At 64.2% G+C, this 16,229-nt stretch carries 14 protein-coding genes; 13 read left to right on the top strand and 1 reads right to left on the bottom strand.

The features are described 5' to 3' along the window. Window positions 1–91 precede the first annotated feature (91 nt). The 7 genes from VA602_RS09730 (at window position 92) to VA602_RS09700 (ending at window position 9,166) form a co-directional block, all read left to right on the top strand. A complete protein-coding gene (locus tag VA602_RS09730) occupies window positions 92–1,429 on the top strand; it encodes a TolC family outer membrane protein (protein ID WP_063541776.1) in 1,338 nt (445 codons plus the stop codon). A gap of 45 nt (window positions 1,430–1,474) precedes the next feature. Continuing rightward, the gene (locus VA602_RS09725; protein WP_065862334.1) at window positions 1,475–3,631 is read left to right on the top strand and encodes a type I secretion system permease/ATPase; all 2,157 of its coding nucleotides are present in this window, start codon (window positions 1,475–1,477) and stop codon (window positions 3,629–3,631) included. Beyond that, window positions 3,621–4,997 (top strand): HlyD family type I secretion periplasmic adaptor subunit, encoded by a 1,377-nt coding sequence (locus VA602_RS09720; protein ID WP_065862335.1) that lies wholly within the window; start codon window positions 3,621–3,623, stop codon window positions 4,995–4,997. Before VA602_RS09725 ends, VA602_RS09720 begins: the two co-directional genes overlap by 11 nt. A 481-nt stretch (window positions 4,998–5,478) precedes the next feature. Continuing rightward, window positions 5,479–6,378, top strand: a complete 900-nt coding sequence (locus tag VA602_RS09715) for a TauD/TfdA dioxygenase family protein (RefSeq protein ID WP_063541772.1) — start codon at window positions 5,479–5,481, stop codon at window positions 6,376–6,378. Between the two features lie 18 nt (window positions 6,379–6,396). Then, window positions 6,397–7,416 (top strand): ABC transporter substrate-binding protein, encoded by a 1,020-nt coding sequence (locus VA602_RS09710; RefSeq protein ID WP_054895007.1) that lies wholly within the window; start codon window positions 6,397–6,399, stop codon window positions 7,414–7,416. A gap of 6 nt (window positions 7,417–7,422) precedes the next feature. Further along, window positions 7,423–8,286, top strand: coding sequence for an ABC transporter ATP-binding protein (locus VA602_RS09705; protein WP_054895006.1), 864 nt, complete (start codon window positions 7,423–7,425; stop codon window positions 8,284–8,286). Window positions 8,287–8,302: 16 nt separating this feature from the next. Next, complete coding sequence (locus tag VA602_RS09700) at window positions 8,303–9,166, top strand: ABC transporter permease (protein WP_054895005.1); 864 nt, start codon at window positions 8,303–8,305, stop codon at window positions 9,164–9,166. A gap of 38 nt (window positions 9,167–9,204) precedes the next feature. Here the strand turns inward: VA602_RS09700 and VA602_RS09695 are convergent, their stop codons facing one another. Then, window positions 9,205–9,762 carry a WYL domain-containing protein gene (locus VA602_RS09695; RefSeq protein WP_065862337.1) on the bottom strand — a complete coding sequence of 186 codons (558 nt, stop codon included), beginning with the start codon at window positions 9,760–9,762 and terminating at the stop codon, window positions 9,205–9,207. A gap of 204 nt (window positions 9,763–9,966) precedes the next feature. On the opposite strand from VA602_RS09695, the gene VA602_RS09690 reads away from it, so the two are divergent. The 6 genes from VA602_RS09690 (at window position 9,967) to VA602_RS09665 (ending at window position 15,943) form a co-directional block, all read left to right on the top strand. Beyond that, window positions 9,967–10,779: a tetratricopeptide repeat protein gene (locus VA602_RS09690; protein WP_323453114.1), complete on the top strand. Its 813-nt coding sequence runs from the start codon at window positions 9,967–9,969 to the stop codon at window positions 10,777–10,779. Window positions 10,780–10,919: 140 nt separating this feature from the next. Further along, complete coding sequence (locus tag VA602_RS09685; protein WP_063541766.1) at window positions 10,920–11,363, top strand: MarR family winged helix-turn-helix transcriptional regulator; 444 nt, start codon at window positions 10,920–10,922, stop codon at window positions 11,361–11,363. Then, entirely contained in the window at window positions 11,360–13,447 is a 2,088-nt protein-coding gene (locus VA602_RS09680; RefSeq protein WP_323453113.1) for an FUSC family protein, read from the top strand. Before VA602_RS09685 ends, VA602_RS09680 begins: the two co-directional genes overlap by 4 nt. Continuing rightward, complete coding sequence (locus VA602_RS09675; RefSeq protein WP_054895000.1) at window positions 13,444–13,656, top strand: DUF1656 domain-containing protein; 213 nt, start codon at window positions 13,444–13,446, stop codon at window positions 13,654–13,656. Before VA602_RS09680 ends, VA602_RS09675 begins: the two co-directional genes overlap by 4 nt. Further along, on the top strand, window positions 13,653–14,528 hold the full coding sequence (locus VA602_RS09670) for an efflux RND transporter periplasmic adaptor subunit (protein ID WP_063541762.1): 876 nt from the start codon (window positions 13,653–13,655) through the stop codon (window positions 14,526–14,528). Before VA602_RS09675 ends, VA602_RS09670 begins: the two co-directional genes overlap by 4 nt. After that, window positions 14,525–15,943: an efflux transporter outer membrane subunit gene (locus VA602_RS09665; RefSeq protein ID WP_323453112.1), complete on the top strand. Its 1,419-nt coding sequence runs from the start codon at window positions 14,525–14,527 to the stop codon at window positions 15,941–15,943. Before VA602_RS09670 ends, VA602_RS09665 begins: the two co-directional genes overlap by 4 nt. Window positions 15,944–16,229: the final 286 nt, after the last annotated feature.

Genomic DNA, 16,229 nt, shown 5'->3' with positions numbered 1-16,229 from the left:
GCCAATCGTTGAGTCTAGGCCGCCATTCTCAGGGGCCAGACCCGCTTCGGCCGTGATTTGGGACAACAGCGCCACTTGGGAATCAGTAAAAATGCGTGCGTCACTTTTCACCGTTCTTCCTCTCGCCCTTGCAGCCTCCATTGCCCAAGCACAAACCCTGCCGCAAGCCATGCAACAGGCCTTGGACGTGCACCCGGAAATCCAGGCCGGGGTCAACGCCCGCACCGCCGCGGACTATCAACTGCGCGCCGCGCAGGGTGGTTACCTGCCGCGCGTCGACATGACCGCCGGCTACGGCCGCGAGGGCAGCGATTCGCCGAGTACGTCGCATCGCTGGGAGACTTTGAACCGGGGTGAGTCAAGTATCCGTCTCCGCCAAATGGTTTTTGACGGTTTTGCCACCTCCAGCGAAGTGGGCCGTCAGCAAGCCACGGTCAACGCTCGTGCCTACTCCCTGATGGGCACCTCCGAGCGCACCGCGCTGACCGTCGCCCAGGTCTATCTCGATGTCCTGTCGCGCCGCGAGATGGTGCGCCTGGCCGAAGACAACCTGCGCAACCACGAACGCATCCTCGACCAGATCAAGCTGCGCACCAGCCGTGGCGTCGGCCGTTTGGCCGACCTCGACCAGGCCGAAGCGCGCCTGGCGCAGGCGCGTAACAACCTGATCACCGAGCAGACCAACCTGGCCGATGCCAACACCAACTACCTGAGCGTGATCGGGCAAATGCCTGACGAACTGAGCGCGCCTGCGCCGTTCATCGACCTGCTGCCGGCCACCCTGGACGAGGCTCGTCACCAGATGGTCGAGAGCAGCCCGATCCTGCGCTCGGCAGAATCCGACATCGCTGCCGCCGAGAAGCAATACGAAGCGGCCAAGTCTAGTTTCTATCCGCGTTTTGATGCAGAGCTCGGACGGACGGCAGACAACAACCTCGACGGTTCGGTCGGCCACAACAATGAGTGGCAGGCCATGCTGCGCATGAACTTCAACCTTTACGCCGGTGGCAGCAACAAGGCCGACCTGGAATCGAAGTCGTATCTGGCCAACCAGGCGCTGGATATTCGCAACAACGCCTTGCGTCAGCTCAATGAGGAGTTAGGCTTGGCATGGAATGCTCTGGACAACGCCAACGCCCAGTTGCCGATCGCCCAGCAGTATGTCGATCACAGCACCCGGGTGCGCAGCGCCTACCAGCAGCAGTTCGGCCTGGGCGAGCGAACCCTGCTGGACCTGCTCGACAGCGAGAATGAAACCTTCACCGCGCAACGTCGTCTGGTAGAAGTGAAGAACACTCAGTTGTTTACTCAGTACCGAATCAAGGCGACCATTGGTCAACTGCTGAAGAGCCAGGGTGTCGTAGCCCCCATGGCGACCGTCGTACAGAACGACCTGAAGCCAAAGGTGAACCTGCCAGGCATGAACTGAAGGCGCACCTGTCCTATCCAACCGCAAGGATGAAGAGAGCGCCGCGTGGAATCTGAAGTCAGTCGAGTACAACTCAACCATGATCCACGCAGTCAGCATGACGATCCGCTACTGGACAGCCTGCTGACCCTGTGTGTCCTGCACCAGAAACCCGCCAGCCGGGCCATGCTCACCACCGGCCTGCCGCTGCCGGCGCAGCGCCTTAGCGTCGAGCTGCTGCCGCGTGCCGCAGCTCGCGCGGGTCTGCAGGGGCGCCTGCTGCAGCGCAAGCTCGAGCAGATCCCCAGCATCGCCATGCCGGCGATGCTGCTTCTGAAGGAAGGGCGCAGTGCTGTCCTGCTCGGCTGGGAAAATGAAGACACCGCACGCCTGTTGCTCAGCGAGAGCGACGGCGGGGAAGTGCTGGTCACCCGCGAGGCGCTGCTCAGCGACTACAGCGGCAAGGTGTTCTTCGCTCAGCCGCAGCACAAGTTCGACGTCAACCACGGCAACCTGATCCCGCGCGCGCGCTCCTGGTTCCGCGACACCCTGATGCGCAGCAAATGGCTGTACATCGACGCCATCGCCGCCAGCCTGGTGATCAACCTGATTGCCCTGGCGGCGCCGCTGTTCGTGATGAACGTCTACGACCGCGTGGTGCCCAACCAAGCCACCTCGACGCTGTGGGTGCTGGCAGTGGGCATCGCCGGTGCCTATGTCTTCGACCTCATCCTCAAGGGGCTGCGCAGCCTCTGTCTGGACCTTGCCGGCAAGAAGACCGACCTGATCATTTCGGCGACGCTGTTCGAGCGTATCGTCGGCATGTCGATGAAATACCGCCCCGCGCGGGTCGGCAGCTTTGCGCAGAACATCCACGAGTTCCAGGGTCTGCGCGACTTCCTCGCTTCGCTCACCCTTACCAGCCTGATCGACCTGCCGTTTACCCTGCTGATCCTGACGGTGATCGCCATCATCGGTGGGCACCTGGTATGGATCCCGATATTGGCCTTCCCGCTGGCTCTGGGCATCGGCTATGCCCTGCAGAAACCATTGATGGCGACGATGGAGCGCACCATGGCGCTGGCCTCCGAGCGCCAGTCCAGCCTCATCGAGACCCTTGCCGGGCTGGATGCGGTCAAGGTCAACAACGCCGAGAGCGAGCGCCAGTACATGTGGGAGCAGACCCTCGGCACCCTCAGCCGCCTCGAACTGCGGGTCAAGGTACTGTCGGGCCTGGCGATGAACATCACCATGCTGATCCAGCAGCTCGCCGGTGTGGCGATGATCTGCGTTGGCGTGTACCTGATCATCGACGGCAACCTCAGTATGGGCGGCCTGGTGGCCTGCTACATGCTCAGTGGTCGCGCGCTTGGCCCGCTGGGCCAGCTCAATGGTTTGCTGGCCCGCTACCAGCAGGCCAAGGTGACCATGGTCGCCACCGACCAGATGATGGAGCTGCCCCAGGAGCGCAATTTCGAAGAGCGTCCGCTGAGTCGCCAGGTGCTGCAGGGTGCGGTCGAGTTCCGTGGCGTCGAGTTCACCTATCCGAACCAGCAGAACCAGGCGCTCAAGGGCATCAACCTGGTCATTCGACCTGGCGAGAAGGTCGGCATCATCGGCCGCAGTGGTTCGGGCAAGAGCTCGCTGGCCAAGTTGATCGTCGGCCTTTATGAAGCCGATGGCGGCTCGCTGCTGGTCGATGGCGTCGATATCCGCCAGATCGACGTCAGCGAGTTGCGCCACAATATCGGCTATGTGCCCCAGGATATCCAACTGCTGGCCGGGACCCTGCGCGACAACCTGGTCAGCGGCGCCCGCTACATCGAGGATGAGCTGATCCTGCAAGCCGCAGAGCTGGCCGGCGTGCATGAGTTCGCCCGTCTGCACCCCGACGGCTATGAGCTGCAGGTTGGCGAGCGCGGCCAGAATCTCTCCGGCGGCCAGCGCCAGAACGTCGCCCTGGCCCGTGCGCTGCTGCTCAATCCGCAGATCCTGCTGCTCGACGAACCCACCAGCGCCATGGACAACACCGGCGAAGAGCGCCTCAAGCAGCGCCTGGGTGCGGTGATCGAAGGCAAGACCGTGTTGCTGGTCACGCACCGGGCATCGTTGCTGTCGCTGGTGGACCGGTTGATCGTCATCGATCGTGGACAGATCGTCGCGGATGGCCCGAAAGCCGCCGTCATGGAAGCGCTGAAGAAGGGGCAGATCAGTGTTGCATAAGCTGGATTTCGGGCGTTTCAAGGACAACCTGCGCCGCTATTTCAAAGGCTCCGAATCGCTGGCAGGCCAGCCGCTGCCAGAGGTCAACAAGGCGCTGATCGAGGATGCGCCGCGCATCGTGCGCCTGACCATCTGGGGCGTGATTGCCTTCTTCGTGTTCCTGATCGTCTGGGCCAGCGTTGCGCCCATCGATGAAGTGACGCGCGGTGAAGGCAAGGCTATTCCTTCGTCCAAGGTACAGAAGGTGCAGAACCTCGAGGGCGGCATCGTCGCGCAGATCTACGCGAAGGAAGGCGAGATCGTCGAAGTCGGCCAACCGCTGCTGCGTCTGGACGAAACCCGCTTCGCCTCCAACGTCGACGAGACCGAGGCCTCGCGCCTGGCCATGGCCCTGCGCGTGCAGCGCCTGAGCGCCGAGGTCGACGACACGCCGCTGCAGATCGATGAAGAACTGCGCAAGGCCGCGCCGAGCCAGGCTGCCAGCGAGCAGTCGCTGTACCAGAGCCGACGCCAGCAGTTGCATGACGAGATCAGTGGCCTGGAACAGCAACTGGTGCAGAAGCAGCAGGAACTGCGCGAGTTCAACTCCAAGCGCGCCCAGTACGCCAACAGCCTGCAGTTGCTGCGCCAGGAAATCGCCATGTCCGAGCCGCTGGTGGCCCAGGGGGCGATCTCGCAGGTCGAGGTGCTGCGCCTGCGTCGCGCCGAAGTCGAGAACCGTGGCCAGATGGACTCTACCGCCCTGGCCATTCCCCGTGCCGAAGCGGCGATCAAGGAAGTGCAGAGCAAGATCGAGGAGACCCGCGGCAAGTTCCGTAGCGAGGCGCTCACCCAGCTCAACGAGGCTCGCACTGAGCTGAACAAGGCGACGGCCACCAGCAAGGCGCTGGATGACCGGGTCAACCGCACCATGGTCACATCGCCCGTGCGCGGTATCGTCAAGCAACTGCTGGTGAACACCATCGGCGGCGTGATCCAGCCGGGCAGCGACATCATCGAGATCGTGCCGCTGGACGACACGCTGGTGGTAGAGGCGAAGATCCTGCCCAAGGATATCGCCTTCCTGCACCCCGGCCAGGAAGCCACGGTGAAGTTCACTGCCTACGACTACACCATCTATGGCGGCATGAAGGCCAAGCTCGAACAGATCGGTGCCGACACCATCACCGACGAAGACAAGAAGACCACCTACTACCTGATCAAGCTGCGCACCGACAGAAGCCACCTGGGCTCTGACGAGAAGCCGCTGCTGATCATCCCCGGCATGGTCGCCACGGTGGATATCCTCACCGGCAAGAAGACCATCATGAGCTACCTGCTCAAGCCGATCATCAAGGCGCGTTCCGAGGCGTTACGCGAGCGGTGATAACGACCCGGCTCTTTCCTTGTCCGAGCAACTGTCGTGCTCAAAATCTAAAGGCCAGCCCAATCCCTGTGGGAGCGGGCTTGCCCGCGAATCAGATACCGCGCTGCATGGCACCGGCTTCGCCGGTGATCGCGGGACTAGCCCGCTCCCACAAGTAACACCGCAGTATTCAGAAGTTGCGTAGCTCTAGGAGCAACTGTCTTGTTCGAAATCTAAAGACCAGCCTAATCCCTGGGGGAGCGCCGAACCGCCGCTTGTACGGTAAATCGTTATCGCAGCTTTTTCGACAGGCCATCACAGCCCGTATATGAATATTCTATAAAGATATTTAAATTTCCATTCTTATGACTTTATAGTCAGTCCCACTGCGTACCTGCCGACCAATCGGCGCGCCGCACGACTCGAACCCACACGGGAAATCCCCGTGCGTTTCTGAATCGATGCGCGCCCCTGGAAGTCGCGCACTGCGTGGGAGTGAACAATGTCAGCCGCCTCGAACGCCTTGTCGTCCATCGACAGCGCACAGCCGCAACGCTTCGAAATCCGCCCCTTCTCCGGTGCCGTCGGTGCCGAGATCATTGGGCTGGACCTGTCCCGGCCGGTCAACGCGGAAGATTTCAACCGCATTCATCGCGCCCATCTGGACCATCACGTTCTGGTGTTCCGCGACCAGCGCATCACCCCCGAACAGCAGATCGCCTTCAGCCGCCGCTTCGGCGTGCTGCAGATCCATGTGCTCAAGCAGTTCCTGCTGGAAAACCACCCCGAGATTCTGATCGTTTCCAACATCATCGAAGACGGTCGCAACATTGGCCTGGGTGATGCCGGCAAGTTCTGGCATTCGGACCTCTCCTACAAAGAGCTGCCGAGCCTCGGCTCGATGCTGCACGCCCAGGAACTGCCCAGCGAGGGTGGCGACACCCTGTTCGCCGACATGCACAAGGCCTGGGACGCGGTGCCCGATGCGCTGCGCAAGGTGGTCGAGGGACGCAGCGCTGCGCATTCCTATACCGCTCGTTATTCGGAAACCAAGTTCGAGGGCAACTGGCGCCCGACCCTGACCGCCGAGCAACTGGCCCAGGTCAACGAAGTCATCCACCCGGTGGTACGCACTCACCCGGAGAACGGCCGCAAGGCGCTGTTCGTCAGTGAGGGCTTCACCACTCGCATCGTCGGCCTGCCCGATGACGAAAGCCGCGATGTACTGCAGCAGCTCTACGCCCTGAGCGTGCTTGAGCAGAACATCTACCGCCACGCCTGGCAGCCCCACGACATGGTGTTCTGGGACAACCGTTCGCTGATCCACCTGGCTGCCGGCTGCCCCGCGCACCTGCGCCGCAAGCTCTACCGCACCACCATCCAGGGCGATGCCCCGTTCTGACGACTGAGGACCCTCATCATGCGTAAATCCATCAGCCGCCTGGCGGCCAGCATCGGCCTGGGCGCCAGCCTGATCGTAGGCGGCCTCGCGGCGCCGGCGGTGGCCCAGGCCGAAGGCAAGATCCGTATCGCCGAGCAGTTCGGCATCGTGTACCTGTTGCTCAACGTCGTTCGTGACCAGCAACTGATCGAGAAGCACGGCAAGGAGCAGGGCATCGACATTCAGGTCGACTGGGCGCAGCTTTCCGGGGGCGCGGCGATCAACGATGCGTTGCTGTCGGGCTCTGTGGACATCGCCGGCGCCGGCGTCGGGCCGTTGCTCACCGTCTGGGATCGCACCTACGGTCGGCAGAACGTCAAGGCCGTGGCCTCGCTGGGCAACTTCCCGTACTACCTGGTCAGCAGCAACCCCAATGTGAAGACCATCGCCGACATTTCCGAGAAGGACCGTATCGCCGTGCCGGCGGTGGGTGTTTCGGTACAGTCGCGCTTCCTGCAATACGCGGCGGCCAAGCAGTGGGGCGACAAGGAGTACAACCGCCTCGACAAGTACACCCTGGCCGTGCCGCATCCAGATGCCACAGCCGCGCTGCTGGCCGGCGGCACCGAACTCAACGGGCATTTCTCCAACCCACCGTTCCAGGACCAGGCGCTGGCCAACAAGAACGTGCACATCGTGCTCAACAGCTACGACCTGCTCGGCCCCAACTCGCCAACCCTGCTGTTCGCCACCGAGAAGTTCCGCAAGGACAACCCCAAGACCTACAAGGCATTCGTCGATGCGCTCGCCGAAGCCGCCGACTTCGCCCAGAAAGACAAGGCCGCAGCCGCCGATACCTACATCCGCGTGACCAAGGCCAAGATCGATCGCAACGCGTTGATCAAGCTGATCGACAACCCGCAGTACGAGTTCACCATCACGCCGAAGAACACTTACCCACTGGCCGAATTCCTCTACCGGGTCGGCGCCATCAAGCACAAGCCCGAGTCGTGGAAGGACTACTTCTTCCAGGATGAGCGCCCATTGCAAGGGAGCTGATTGACCATGACCGCCCCATTGCCGGGCCACACGGCCAGCAACCTGAGCCGTGTCGACACCCCACCGCTGCTCAAGGTGGACAATCTCAGCCTCGAATACCGCACCGCGCAGCGCGTGGTGCGGGCCACTCACCAGGTCAGCTTCGAAGTCGATCGCGCCGACCGCTTCGTACTGTTGGGCCCGTCCGGGTGCGGCAAGTCGACCTTGCTCAAGGCCGTGGCCGGTTTCATCGAGCCGCGCGAAGGGCAGATCCTGTTGCAGGGCCAGCCGGTCAAGGGCCCAGGTCCTGACCGCATTGTCGTGTTCCAGGAGTTCGACCAGTTGCCGCCATGGAAGACGGTCAAGCAGAACGTCATGTTTCCGCTGCTGGTCTCTGGCCAACTCAAGCGCGCCGAGGCCGAGGCGCGGGCGCTGCACTATCTGGAGAAGGTCGGCCTGGCCGCCTTCGCCGATGCCTACCCGCACACCTTGTCTGGCGGCATGAAGGCGCGTGTGGCGATTGCCCGCGCGCTGGCCACGCAGCCGAAGGTGCTGCTGATGGACGAGCCCTTCGCCGCGCTCGACGCCCTGACCCGGCGCAAGATGCAGGAAGAATTGCTGCTGTTGTGGGAAGAGGTGCGCTTCACGCTGCTGTTCGTCACCCACTCTATCGAGGAGGCGCTGGTGGTGGGCAACCGCATCCTCTTGCTGTCGCCGCATCCGGGACGGGTACGGGCCGAGGTGCACAGCCACCAATACGATCTGGGCAGCCTGGGTGGCAGCGATTTCCAGGCCAGCGCCCGGCGTATCCATCGCCTGCTGTTCGACGAAGCCGGTGAGCCGGAGCAGGCCTCGGACCTGGGCTTCAACGATATCCGCATCGCTTACTGACAGGAGGAGCCTGCGCATGACGACCACACCTGCACGCCAGGAATACGAAGTGCCGCTGCAGCCCCTGCCAGGGCTTTCGCTGGAGCGTGATCTGCCGCTTGCCCAACGTCTGTGGCAACAGGCCTGGTTGCGCAAGACCGTGATTCTTGTGCTGCTCGCCTTGATCTGGGAGGCGGTGGCGCGCTACACCGCCAACGACCTGCTGCTGCCGACCTTTCTGCAAACGGCGGTGGCGTTCTGGGACGGGATGGTCAGTGGCGAGCTGCCGGCGAAAGTCGGGGTCTCGCTTGTGGTGCTGCTCAAGGGCTATGTGCTGGGGATCGTACTGGCCTTCGGTTTGACCAGCCTGGCGGTCTCGACCCAGTTCGGCCGCGACCTGCTGGGTACCCTGACCTCCATGTTCAACCCACTGCCGGCCATCGCACTGTTGCCGCTAGCCCTCTTGTGGTTTGGCCTGGGCGACAACAGCCTGATCTTCGTGCTGGTGCATTCGGTGCTCTGGGCATTGGCGCTCAACACCTACGCGGGCTTTCTCGGGGTGTCCGAGACCCTGCGCATGGCCGGACGCAACTATGGCCTGCGCGGGTTGCGCCTGGTGCTGCACATCCTGGTGCCGGCGGCATTGCCGTCGATTCTCTCTGGCCTGAAGATCGGCTGGGCCTTTGCCTGGCGCACCCTGATCGCCGCCGAGCTGGTGTTCGGCGCCAGCAGCGGCAAGGGCGGGCTGGGCTGGTACATCTTCCAGAACCGCAACGAGCTGTATACCGACAAGGTGTTTGCCGGGTTGGCGGTGGTGATCCTGATCGGCTTGCTGGTGGAGGGTCTGGTGTTCAATACCCTCGAGCGGTTGACCGTACGGCGTTGGGGGATGCAGAGGTAGTTCCGCGCGCAAGCAGGTTGGGTGCCTGTTCCGCGTTATCAGGTCAGGTATCGGGCGGCCGCATTACTCAGCGTCTTGTGAATCTCATCTCTCAGCGCCTCCGGCTGCTCGACCACCACGGCCTCACCCTGGCCCAATACCCACCAGCGTAACGTCCAGCCGTCTTCTACCGTCGCCCGCAATCGATGGCCATGTTGCAGTGCCGTCAACTGCATGTTCGCGCTCAACGGCACTTCTCGCAGCTGTCGCGCCAGCTGATCGCTGACCCACGCCTGCAGTTCCAGCCCCGTGCCCTGACGGGGCTGCTGCGGGTCGCCACGCAGGTAGTCCAGCAAGTCGAAATTGCCACGCGGCTCGCCCATGGCGCTGGCCGACCAATGCCAGCCGAATGGAATGCTCTTGTCATTGCGCTCCAGCGGAAAGATCAGCGACAGCTCGTTGAGGTCGCGCTCGACCGTACGCTTGCTGACATTGAAGCCGACATCGCGCAGGCGCCAGACCAGTTCGGCGCTGGTGACTCCCGGTGAGCGGCTGGGCAATTGACGCAGCAGCGCCCACTGGCGGCTGAGGGTGGCGCGTGTAGTGGCGAACGGCAAAGGGTAACGTCCTTGTCTAGGCTTGCGGCATTAGCATGGCGGGCACCGCGGCAGATGGCAATTCGCTACTTTGCGCTGAGATCGCGGAACCGCGATTTGGTTGCGTCGAGGTGAATCGTTCGCGACAGGTTTCGTCGTGTCGTCGCGCAGAATCGCCTCATCACAGTCGAGGTCGGAACTGTGGGACGTTCAATGAGGATGAACATGTCTGCTGTCAGCAATATCCATTCGCTGCTCGCCCGTCTCCTGCCCGAGCGCATCGTGCCTGCGCCAGCCATTCCCCGGCGACACCTGCGCCTGTTCGCTGGCGTCGGCATGCCCACCCAGTGGGCGGTGCTGGGTGAGCGCTCTGCGCTGGTGAGCCGTCTGGACGAGGCAGTGGATGTGCAGGCTATCTACGCCGACCTGCGGCGCCAGGCACTGGAGGGCAATGCCGCGGTGCTCAACGACCTGGGCTGGATCTGGCTCAATGGCCGCTACTGGCGCGCCGACACGGCGCTGGCCAGCCATCTGCTGCGCATGGCCGCGCTGCAGGGCAACGCCGCAGCCTGGTTCAACCTGGGGCAACAGCACTATTTCGGCAAGGGTGTGACGGTGTGCTATGCCACCGCCGCGGAGCATTACCGGCATGCTTTCGAACGTGGCCTGTCGCACGCTGCTGCGGCCCTGGGCGACCTGTACGAGGAGGAAGTCTGCGATGCCGATCAGGACTGGGAGGTAAACCCGACCGAGGCATACCAGTGGTTCCTGCGCGGGGCCCAGCGTGGCGAGGCACGTTGCCGGTTCGAGGTGGGCTACCGGCTGTTGCATGGACTGCATGTCGAACCGGATACGCGGGCGGCGCTGTACTGGCTGGAGCTTGCCGCGGGGGCGGGGGTGATGCAGGCGGCCGAGGAGCTGGCGGTGCATTTCAGTCGCAGCGATGAAGGACGCTACCTGGAGTGGCGCGACCAGGCGATCGCGCTGGGCAGCACCCTGGCCTTGACCATGAAGCTGGAGGACCAGGTTCAGCCTTGAGGCCGGTGGGGTGGTGGTGAGGCTTTCGCGGGCAAGCCCGCTCCCACGAACATACTGTTCATCGCCCCCGGTTGACGAAGGGGGGAGGGCTGGGCGTATATTGATAGTTAGCAAACTATGAATATCCTCGGTTCTTCCCCATGACACTCGACGCACTGCACCTGAAAGTCAGCAGCGGCATGGTCGTTGCCGGTCGCCACTGGCGGCGCATCTGCCATGCGGCGCTGACCGGCTATGGCATCTCCGAAGCCTGTGCGGTGCCGTTGCTGATGATCGTGCGCCTGGGCGATGGTGTGCACCAGGTGGCCGTGGCCCAGGCCGCCGGCCTGGAAAGCCCGTCGCTGGTGCGTCTGCTCGACCAACTGTGCAAGGCCGGGCTGGTGTGTCGCACCGAGGATCCGCTCGACCGACGTGCCAAGGCGCTGAGCCTGACCGCCGAAGGCCGCACCCTGGCCGAATCCATCGAGCGCGAGCTGGTACGTCTGCGCCGCGAGGTGCTGCACGGTATCTCGGCCGCCGACCTGGAAGCCACCCTGCGGGTCATCCACGCCTTCGAAGTCGCTGCACAGGGGGCGCCGGTGTGAACGGCTTCTTCAGTTCGGTACCGCCGGCGCGCGACTGGTTCTACGGCGTGCGTACCTTCGCCGCGTCGATGATTGCCCTGTACATCGCCTTGCTGATGCAACTGCCGCGCCCCTACTGGGCGATGGCCACGGTCTACATCGTGTCCAGCCCCTTCGTCGGCCCCACCAGTTCCAAGGCCTTGTACCGCGCAGTCGGCACGCTGCTCGGTGCTGCCGGCGCGGTGCTGCTGGTGCCGCCGCTGGTGCAGTCACCGTTGTTGCTGAGCATCGCCATCGCCCTGTGGACCGGCACCTTGCTGTTCCTCTCGCTGAACCTGCGCACGGCCAACAATTACATGCTGATGCTGGCCGGCTACACCTTGCCGATGATCGCCCTGGCCGTGGTCGACAACCCGCTCGCGGTGTTCGATGTCGCCTCGTCGCGGGCGCAGGAAATCTGCCTTGGCATCGTCTGCGCCGCGGTGGTGGGTGCGATCTTCTGGCCGCGTCGCCTGGCGCCGGTGGTGGTGGGCGCCACGGGCACCTGGTTTGGCGAGGCGATTCGCTACAGCGATCTGTACCTGAGCCGAGACACTGACGCCGAAAAGGTCGCGGGCCTGCGCGGCTCGATGGTTGCCACCTTCAACAGTCTGGAGCTGATGATCGGCCAGCTCGGCCACGAAGGCGCCGGCCCGCACACCGTGAAGAACGCCCGGGAACTGCGCGGCCGCATGATCCACCTGCTGCCGGTGATCGATGCCCTTGATGATGCGCTGGTCGCGCTCGAAGGTCGCGCGCCGGAGCAGTTTGCACAGATCCAGCCGCTGCTGGCATCGGCCCGCGAGTGGCTCGAGGGCACTGCCGACAGCGCTTCGGTCGCGCGTTGGACCGCGCTGCACGAGCAGATCGACCGCCTGCAACCGCACGCCGATGCGCTCGATCAGCGCCATGCCCTGCTGCTGTCCAACGCCCTCTACCGCCTCAGCGAATGGCTCGATCTCTGGCAGGATTGCTGCACCCTGCAGCATGCCCTGCGCCTGGACGACACCAAGCCCTGGCGGGCGGTCTACCGTCATTGGCGGCTGGGCCGCCTGACGCCATTCTTCGACCGCGGGCTGATGCTGTATTCGGTGTTCTCCACCGTCACCGCGATCGTCGTCGCCTGTGGCCTGTGGATCGGCCTGGGATGGAACGACGGCGCCAGTGCCGTGATCCTCGCCGCCGTGGCCTGCAGCTTCTTTGCGGCGATGGATGATCCGGCGCCGCAGATCTACCGCTTTTTCTTCTGGACGCTGATGTCGGTGATCTTCTCCAGCGTCTACCTGTTCCTGGTGCTGCCGAACCTGCACGACTTCCCGATGCTGGTGCTGGCATTCGCCGTACCCTTCATCGTGGTCGGCACCCTCACCGTGCAGCCGCGTTTCTACCTCGGCACCCTGCTGACCATCGTCAACACCTCGACCTTCATCAGCATCCAAGGCGCCTACGACGCCGACTTCTTCACCTTCCTCAATGCCAACCTGGCAGGCCCGGTCGGGCTGCTGTTTGCCTTCATCTGGACCCTGGTGGTGCGCCCGTTCGGTGTGGAGCTGGCCGCCAAGCGCATGACCCGCTTCACCTGGCGCGACATCGTCGAGATGACCGAGCCTGCGACCCTGGCTGAACAGCGCAAGGTCGGTGTGCAGATGCTCGACCGCCTGATGCAGCATCTGCCGCGCCTGTCGCAGACCGGCCAGGACAGCGGCGTTGCCCTGCGCGACCTGCGTGTGGGCCTGAACCTGCTCGACCTGCTGGCCTACATGCCGCGTGTCGGCCAGCAGGCCCGCCAACGCTTGCAGACGGTCATCGAGGAAGTCGGCGGTCACTACTCGAGCTGCCTGCGCGCCGGCGAGCGCCTGCACGCACCGGCAGCGCTGCTGCGCAACATGGAGCGGGCACGCCTGGCGCTGGCACTGGACGAGCTGAACGAGCGCGGCGAGCCCCGCGTTCACCTGCTGCATGCCCTGGCCGGCTTGCGTCTGGCGCTGTTGCCGGGCGTCGAGGTGATGCTCGAGCCGGTCGAACAACCGCAACTGCCACCTGGAATTGACGGAGCGCCGCTGTGATCGGTGAACTGGATATCAGCGGGGTGTTCCTGCCCACGCTGCTGGTGATGATGTTTGCCACCTACCTGCTGTTCCTGGGCGTGCACGCTGTGCTGGTGCGCCTGCATTTCTACCGCCTGGTCTGGCACCGGGCGTTGTTCAACGTTGCTCTCTACGCCGTACTGCTGGGTGCGGTGGATCACTTTTGCCGAAGCCTGATGCTGCCATGAAAAAACCGTTGTTGACCTTGGGCCGTGTGGTCCTGACATTGCTGGTGGTGACCTTCGCGGCCGTGCTGGTCTGGCAGATGGTCGTGTATTACATGTTCGCGCCCTGGACCCGCGACGGCCATATCCGCGCCGACGTGATCCAGATCGCCCCGGATGTGTCCGGGCTGATCCAGAAGGTCGAGGTGCGCGACAACCAGGTGGTCAAGCGTGGTGACGTGCTGTTCACCATCGATCAGGACCGCTTTGGCCTGGCCTTGCGCCAGGCCCGGGCGACCCTGGCCGAGCGCGAGGAAACCCTGGCCCAGGCCGCCCGCGAAACCCGGCGCAATCGCAAGCTGGGCAACCTGGTGGCGGCCGAGCAGCTCGAAGAGAGCCAGTCGCGCGAGGCCCGTGCCCGCTCGGCGGTGAGCGAGGCGCAGGTGGCGGTCGATACCGCGCAGCTCAACCTCGACCGTTCGGTGGTGCGCAGCCCGGTCGATGGATACCTCAACGACCGCGCTCCGCGGGCCCATGAGTTCGTCACTGCGGGCCGACCGGTGCTGTCGGTGGTCGACAGCGCCTCGTACCATGTCGATGGCTACTTCGAGGAAACCAAGCTCAGTGGCATCCATGTCGGCGATGCCGTGGACATCCGCGTGATGGGCGATGACACACGCCTGCGCGGCCATGTCGAAAGCCTGTCGGCAGGGATCGAGGACCGTGACCGCGTCAGTGGCGCCAATCTGCTGCCCAACGTCAACCCGGCGTTCAGCTGGGTGCGCCTGGCCCAGCGGATCCCGGTGCGGATCGCCTTCGATGAGGTGCCGGCAGATTTCCGCATGATCGCCGGGCGTACCGCCACGGTGTCGATCATCGAGGGCCAGCGGCCATGAAACGCCTGATGCTTGCAGGGCTGGCGCTGTCGCTGGGGGCCTGCGCCATGGTCGGTCCCGATTACCAGGTACCCGAGGATGCCGCGGTGCAGCGCAGCGACCTGAACGGCCCGTTGCGCCAGGATGCCGCGAGCGTGGTGTCGGCGCCGGTGCCGGATGACTGGTGGCAGTTGTACCAGGACCCGCGCCTGAATGCGCTGGTGCGCCAGGCGTTGAGCGCCAATACCGAGCTGCGCGTGGCAGCGGCGAACATCGCCAAGGCTCGCGCGCAGGTCGAGGTCGCCGAGTCGCAGGGGGGCTTCAGCGGCGGCGCTAAGGCCGGCGCCCAGCGCCTGCAGGAGTCTGGCGAAGCTTTCCTGCTGCCGGAAAAAGTCCCGGTGGCCAACATCGGCGAGGCGATTCTCAGCGCCTCGTACCAGTTCGACCTGTGGGGCACCTTCAAGCGTGGCACCGAAGCTGCCAAGGCCAATGCCGACGCGGTGCAGGCTGCCGCCGACACTGCGCGCATCACCCTGGTGGCCGATGTGGTCAAGGCCTACACCCAGGTGTGCTCGGCCAATGAGGAATACCACATCGCCCGCGAATCGCTCGACCTGCAGCAGCAAAGCGTGCAGTTGAACCAGCGTCTGCGTGATGCTGGCCGTGGCGACGAGACCCTTGTTACCCGCTCTCAGACCCAGTTCAAGTCGTTGCGTGCCGAGTTGCCGCGCTTCAAGGCCGAGCGCGAGGCCGGGCTCTATACCCTCGCCGCATTGCTGGCCAAACCGGTCGACCAGTTGCCGCCGGGCACCGCCGAGTGCGCCGAGCTGCCGCATCTGGCCCAACTGATTCCGGTGGGCGATGGCGCGGCGCTGCTCAAGCGCCGTCCCGACGTGCGTCAGGCCGAGCGCCAACTGGCGGCTGCCACTGCGACCATTGGCGTGGCCACCGGCGCCCTGTATCCGAACATCAGCATTGGCGCCCAGGTCGGCACCATCGGCATTCTTGAAAACCTCGGCGAGCCTTCGACCAACCGCTGGGGCTTTGGCCCGCAGATCAGCTGGGCCATCCCCACCAACGGCACCCGTGCCCGGATTCGCGAAGCCGAAGCCTCGACCCAGGCCGCGCTGGCGCATTTCGATGGCGTGGTGCTCAACGCCATCCGCGAAACCCAGACCCGCCTGGCGCAGTACAGCGCCTTGCTGGACCGTCGCGATGCACTGGCCGATGCCGAGCGCTCGGCGCAGGAAGCGGCCGACCAGACCCATCGCCGCTATGAGGCCGGGCGTGAGTCATTCCTTGCCGACCTGCAGGCGACCCGCGCCTATACCGACGTGCGTGCGCAATTGGCGGCGGCCAATACCCAGGTGGCGATGGGGCAGATCGGTGTGTTCCTGGCCTTGGGTGGCGGCTGGAAGGCGACAGCGGTGCAGTGAGTGGCACCGCGTCGTGGTATTCGTGGGCCTGTAGGAGCGGGCTTGTCCCGCGAACACGGGCGTAGCCCGTGCCAGGCAGCGCGGTGTCTTTTTCGCGGGTAAATCGGAGCGCCGAACCGCCGCCCCACAAGGTCTGCGCTATCTCTGGAGCGGGCTACGCCCGCGAAGCAGGCGCCCCCATTCCACAAGCAAACCGCGTAGAAAACGTTTGCGTATTTCCCGGTCCGACACTCAAGTATTCCTCCGCGACGCCGATCTACTAGCACCAGCGTCCCGGAAGAGGGCG

This window comes from Pseudomonas machongensis (genome assembly GCF_034961125.1).
Lineage (GTDB): Bacteria > Pseudomonadota > Gammaproteobacteria > Pseudomonadales > Pseudomonadaceae > Aquipseudomonas > Aquipseudomonas machongensis.
Note: the sequence above shows the minus strand (reverse complement) of the source record. Positions and strands in the feature narration are given on the sequence as shown.

Bases quoted from the DNA above. Each gene is read 5' to 3' on its own strand.
- VA602_RS09730 (WP_063541776.1), top strand. From the start codon at position 92: ATGCGTGCGTCACTTTTCACCGTTCTTCCTCTCGCCCTTGCAGCCTCC.
- VA602_RS09715 (WP_063541772.1), top strand. From the start codon at position 5,479: ATGTCAGCCGCCTCGAACGCCTTGTCGTCCATCGACAGCGCACAGCCG.
- VA602_RS09710 (WP_054895007.1), top strand. From the start codon at position 6,397: ATGCGTAAATCCATCAGCCGCCTGGCGGCCAGCATCGGCCTGGGCGCC.
- VA602_RS09705 (WP_054895006.1), top strand. From the start codon at position 7,423: ATGACCGCCCCATTGCCGGGCCACACGGCCAGCAACCTGAGCCGTGTC.
- VA602_RS09700 (WP_054895005.1), top strand. From the start codon at position 8,303: ATGACGACCACACCTGCACGCCAGGAATACGAAGTGCCGCTGCAGCCC.
- VA602_RS09690 (WP_323453114.1), top strand. From the start codon at position 9,967: ATGTCTGCTGTCAGCAATATCCATTCGCTGCTCGCCCGTCTCCTGCCC.
- VA602_RS09685 (WP_063541766.1), top strand. From the start codon at position 10,920: ATGACACTCGACGCACTGCACCTGAAAGTCAGCAGCGGCATGGTCGTT.
- VA602_RS09670 (WP_063541762.1), top strand. From the start codon at position 13,653: ATGAAAAAACCGTTGTTGACCTTGGGCCGTGTGGTCCTGACATTGCTG.
- VA602_RS09665 (WP_323453112.1), top strand. From the start codon at position 14,525: ATGAAACGCCTGATGCTTGCAGGGCTGGCGCTGTCGCTGGGGGCCTGC.